The sequence below is a fragment of the Escherichia sp. TW14182 genome (genome assembly GCF_000208525.1).
Classification (GTDB): Bacteria; Pseudomonadota; Gammaproteobacteria; order Enterobacterales; family Enterobacteriaceae; genus Escherichia; species Escherichia ruysiae.
In genome coordinates, this window is record NZ_AEJZ01000327.1 from 1 (window position 1) to 4,555 (window position 4,555).

Sequence of the window (4,555 nt, forward strand, 5' to 3'; positions counted from 1 at the left end):
GGGATATCGCTACCAGAAAGCAGGGGTAATGCTTGGTGATTTTTTCAGTTGCGGTGTGGCACAGCTTAATCTTTTTGATGAAAACGCACCGCGCCCTGGTAGTGAAAAGTTGATGGCTGTGCTTGATATGCTCAATGGCAGAGAAGGTCGTGGAACGCTCTATTTTGCCGGACAGGGTATCCAGCAACAGTGGAAGATGCAGCGTGGGATGTTGTCACCAAGATATACAACACGAGCCTCAGATCTGCTTTGTGTCAGGTAAACGCGCGATTAACGCTGATCCCTGATTTTTAACATTACCCACCGCCCGTGATACCGGATGCCAGGTGAAATGGTCACCCGAAACGCTGCCATCAGTTGCAATCTTTGTCGCCTCTTTGCTGCCAATGTCCTGTCGCATCCATTCACGGGCTGCTTCTGGCGACAGAACAAGAGGTCGGCGGTCATGAATATCAACAAGATCTTTATCTGCTGCAGCGGTGACTATCAGAAAACCTTCTGCCTCATCGCCGCGTGTGAACGGGGAACAGCCAATTGCTGCCATAAAAATGGGTTGACCATCTTTGCGATGAATGAAGTAAGGTTGTTTTATGTCACCGCCTTTTTTCCACTCAAACCAGCCATCAGCAAAACAGATTGCCTGACCATGCTGCCAGAGCGCTTTAAACATCCGACTGGTTGCGGCGGTTTCTACACGCGCGTTAATCAGCGGAGGTTTATTCCACCATTCGGGCGCATATCCCCAGAACACAGGATCAAGATGCAACCGCTCGTCTCGTTCGCTTAACAATAGTACTTTAGTTCCCGGAGCAACGTTGAAGCGATCTATTGGTTCGGGGTCGTATGGGATATCACGCTCTGATTCTTCTGATAATAGGGCAAGATAGTCTTCACGCGTCATTGATTGGGCGAAACGTCCGCACATAGAAACCTCCAGTAACCAGACTGAAAGTATAGGGTCGAGACAAAGAAAAGCCCGCATCTGCGGGCTTTCATGTCATTAGGGAGCTGCGGCTCCTTTGCGTATCCTTTTTTGTCTCCTCACCGTCTGGTCGGTGTCCTGCTGAGACTGCTAACTTCCTGTTTTTGTTGGTGTTGTCCTTACACCGTCCAATCATGATTGGCTGGCGTCCCTGTGCTTTATTTTTCAACGATATGATTTTTATTGTTATTTTTGTATCTTGATTCATTAGGGGTTCAATAAAGGGTCCTAAAAAAAGGCGTCATTACAGATTTTACTTATTCCAAAGCTAAAATCTTGGATACTACTGACGTTGAGGAGTTGAACTCACGAAACATAGCCTTTCTTATCCAGAGGCTATTTCCCGTATGCAAGTTCTTACTTCTAAGTAAGTCTTCTCAAAGTGCTAAACAAGAATTATAAAGGGGGATAGTACGGAATTAAATCACAAATAACTTAACTCATTGATAAGTAATTATTTATTAAAAAAATTTACATAGACCCAAAAAATAGCACTTTTTGTAAAAGTCCTCCAAAGCCTATGCTGGCTTGCTTTCAAAACACCCTTCATAAATCTGACTAAAAAAACACCATCTCTTGATCAATTCGTGCTTTTTGATAGTTGATCGCCATAAGCGATCTGAAGATACTGCATCCATCAAACGACAATGGAGAAATGTATGACAGAAAGAAAAAGATTTATCCGTCTGCCTGAAGTGCTGGAAAGAACCGGATTTTGTAAAGCTTGGATTTACCGATTGATCAGTCGTGGACAATTCCCTGCTCCAATAAAACTTGGCGATCGAGCAGTAAGGTTCGTAGAAAGTGAAGTTGATGAGTGGATTGACCAAATGATTTACTCGTCTCGTAATAAAGCAGCGTGATTTGGTTTGTAGAGCGTTTAGGGCCAAGTATGAATAATAAACCCATATTAAACTAAAGGTCAGATGTATATCTGACCTTCATTTATTTCAGCATTAATAATGATGCTGTGAAATATTTCTTTATTTCTATTGACTATTAAAATATAAGATCTATAAAAAGTAAAGATACAAAAAAAGCCAGATTTTAAATCTGACTTTTTAAGGACTAAAAAAGTTTTCGCTGACTTTTTTAAGTCTTGTAATCAGTTAGAGGATTAACGTGATTACAAATATAATAAAGTATTAAATAATCTTTTCATATTTGTCAAATCTAAATCTGAGCTTTTTACAAGTCTTTTAAATACCACTTCCAGAATCTTTAATGTCCTCGAAAGCAATCAAATTATAAACCTTTGTATCAGGTCTACATATGTGGAGCAATTGAGCGCGAGTCGCTAATAAGAGATGTCCGTATGTTTTGTTGGTTGTAGGTATAGAAGGGGAAGCGACGTAATACCAACCCGAAGCGAAGTTCTAAACAGATAAGTGAAGTTGTATATGGAATAGCTATGAGAAAGCCCTACCTTTGTTTACAGCATAAATAGGGGATAACAATACATTAATCTGCATGAACGAATCTGGGGGTGTCGTAGGGTGTCCTACATTGGAAACGATGTAGAGCTTTAAGCCAGATCAACTTGGGTGAAGTCATATTTTTCATCTTGGTTTTCGCCAATCTTGATATATTTTCAACAAAATCAGTTGAAAATTTCAGGAGGCGAAGCCTTGGATGAAGTCCCCTTTTCGGGGGCGAACACAAGGCAGTATATAACTCTCAGTAAGGCTGTTTTTGTTTATAGCAAAGGTGCCTTGTTTTATGGCACCAATAAAATATAAAGTAGAGCTAGATCTAAAAAATATATAGGGCGAAGCCTAATAAAGTAAAAAGAAAACCATATATAAAAGATATAAAAAAAAGTCTCGCGCCAGATATCCCATCATAGAAATTTTCCCGCTGTTGTCCGTTCGAGATACAAATCCTTAACAGGAATAGATCGGTATAAAAGATCGATAATTAGATATTGATAGTTTTTGACAATCAAATGATACCAGATCGATCGGTGTTTAATTGATATAAACGATCGATAATTTGTTTGTGATAGTTATAAACTATCACGGTGTGATTTTCGATCGGTACAAACGATATGACGAACTATGAAAATAATTGAATTCTAAGACGTTTGCAGATCAATCGTAGATCTGTGCTATTGGTGAAGGAAAAGGTATGCGCAAATTTATGTTAGTGGCAGGTCTGGCTGCCATTTTGTCGGGTTGCGGTGATGATGGCATCTATGGCAACTATGTTAATCAACAGTTCGGCGTCAGGCTTGATATTCAGAAAGATGTGATCAAGTTTCGCGATGGTGTTTTTACCGTTAAAAGCTGGGATGAAAGCAAGAAACCCATCTATATCGCCAAAACGCAAAACAAAAATCTCGGATCTTGGACTTTTAAAATCGAAAAAGTCAAAGATGGAGTTGTTTACCAAGGTGCGGTTTTTAAGAAAGATTAGAGGAGTAGGAAATGGAAAATAATACCATTCAATGCCCATACTGTCTAAAAGAAAGTCAGAAAGGGGTTCACGTATGCACTGGATGTCAAGCAACTGTATTATACGGTGCTCCGCCGGGTTGGTGTGTATTTTTAATAGTATTCAGCACCTTAATATTATCAGTTTTGATCGGTATGAGTTCAGGAATAATGGCTGGTAATATTAGTTTATTTGTCATTGCGATTGTTGGGTTTATTATTAGCAAGTTGGCTTTTTCTGACAGGATTTCTTTCAGAAGGAGAATGTAAAATACGTCTTCCAAGGTGATGGCTCGAAGTGTCGAACCATCACCCATATAAATTTTATTTCCTCCTCTATATCATCAAGCACTAAATCGGAACCCGCAAGCGGGACCCCACGATTTAGCCCTTGACGATTTGCCCCCAAAGTTGCCATAAAGACAATATATTATTTACCCTATCTTTTATTTGCATTTTATTTATCGTGCAGTGTATTTATTTATGTAGCCGCTATTGACTAGTTTTTTAGATCGGTTATTTATTTAAATATCAGTTGAGTTCAGCTTTTATTTTTTAGCTTTCGGAAACTGAGGCAAGGTGTAATAGCGTATCCGCTATTTACCCAATCCTTCGGATTGCCCCCTCTCACTTCGTTCGGAGGGTTGAAAAAAGATCTACCCTTCCGCCTAATCACCCTATCAAGGGTTGGCGGCAAACCATACAGTTTAATATTATAGGAGTATTTAAAATGAATGATGATTTGAATTTTATAAATAACATAGATGGGAAGATTTTATTTGAGCATTATCAATATTTAACTAATGCCATACTGGGTGATGATGACACAAAAAAAGAGTTTGTGAAATATGAACATTATGACTTGGATTATTTAAGGTATTATCTTGAAGCGAGTATCTATTTTTTAGCTGAGGCAAGAGATGAAGCAAATATAGATGTTGAAATAAAAGATCTAAACGAAGTAGTGGAGATAATAAATAAATTATCAAATAGGGCTAAGGTTGCTTTAGCTGAAAATATTATATTGTGGTTTGAAGATATCTCATTAGTAGGTTCTTATAATACACTATTTAGATTTTTAGGCAGGGAGAAAAGAATATTATGATGATTATGTCTGTAGCAATGGTAATACTTTGTATTA

Annotated in this window: 6 protein-coding genes; 5 read left to right on the top strand and 1 reads right to left on the bottom strand. The window is 38.6% G+C overall.

Annotated elements, in window-relative coordinates; all coding sequences use genetic code 11:
- Nucleotides 1-262 (top strand): DUF4113 domain-containing protein (locus EQY_RS0121010; protein WP_000485996.1); only part of this gene is annotated, 262 nt, incomplete at its 5' end.
- Here the strand turns inward: EQY_RS0121010 and EQY_RS0121015 are convergent.
- On the bottom strand, nucleotides 239-925 hold the full coding sequence (locus EQY_RS0121015) for an SOS response-associated peptidase (RefSeq protein WP_000334553.1): 687 nt from the start codon (nucleotides 923-925) through the stop codon (nucleotides 239-241). The two genes, EQY_RS0121010 and EQY_RS0121015, sit on opposite strands and share 24 nt — an antisense overlap.
- 716 nt (nucleotides 926-1,641) lie before the next feature.
- Here EQY_RS0121015 and EQY_RS0121020 point away from each other — a divergent pair.
- From EQY_RS0121020 to EQY_RS0121035, 4 genes are all read left to right on the top strand, one after another.
- Nucleotides 1,642-1,845: a helix-turn-helix transcriptional regulator gene (locus EQY_RS0121020; protein WP_000140095.1), complete on the top strand. Its 204-nt coding sequence runs from the start codon at nucleotides 1,642-1,644 to the stop codon at nucleotides 1,843-1,845.
- A gap of 1,264 nt (nucleotides 1,846-3,109) precedes the next feature.
- On the top strand, nucleotides 3,110-3,397 hold the full coding sequence (locus EQY_RS0121025; protein WP_001224828.1) for a hypothetical protein: 288 nt from the start codon (nucleotides 3,110-3,112) through the stop codon (nucleotides 3,395-3,397).
- Nucleotides 3,398-3,408: 11 nt separating this feature from the next.
- Nucleotides 3,409-3,684, top strand: coding sequence for a hypothetical protein (locus tag EQY_RS26970; protein WP_071883304.1), 276 nt, complete (start codon nucleotides 3,409-3,411; stop codon nucleotides 3,682-3,684).
- A gap of 460 nt (nucleotides 3,685-4,144) precedes the next feature.
- Nucleotides 4,145-4,519, top strand: coding sequence for a hypothetical protein (locus EQY_RS0121035; RefSeq protein ID WP_000997176.1), 375 nt, complete (start codon nucleotides 4,145-4,147; stop codon nucleotides 4,517-4,519).
- Nucleotides 4,520-4,555: the final 36 nt, after the last annotated feature.

Excerpts from the sequence above, each read along its gene's own strand:
- EQY_RS0121015 (WP_000334553.1), bottom strand. The coding sequence starts at position 925 with ATGTGCGGACGTTTCGCCCAATCAATGACGCGTGAAGACTATCTTGCC.
- EQY_RS0121020 (WP_000140095.1), top strand. The coding sequence starts at position 1,642 with ATGACAGAAAGAAAAAGATTTATCCGTCTGCCTGAAGTGCTGGAAAGA.
- EQY_RS0121025 (WP_001224828.1), top strand. The coding sequence starts at position 3,110 with ATGCGCAAATTTATGTTAGTGGCAGGTCTGGCTGCCATTTTGTCGGGT.
- EQY_RS26970 (WP_071883304.1), top strand. The coding sequence starts at position 3,409 with ATGGAAAATAATACCATTCAATGCCCATACTGTCTAAAAGAAAGTCAG.
- EQY_RS0121035 (WP_000997176.1), top strand. The coding sequence starts at position 4,145 with ATGAATGATGATTTGAATTTTATAAATAACATAGATGGGAAGATTTTA.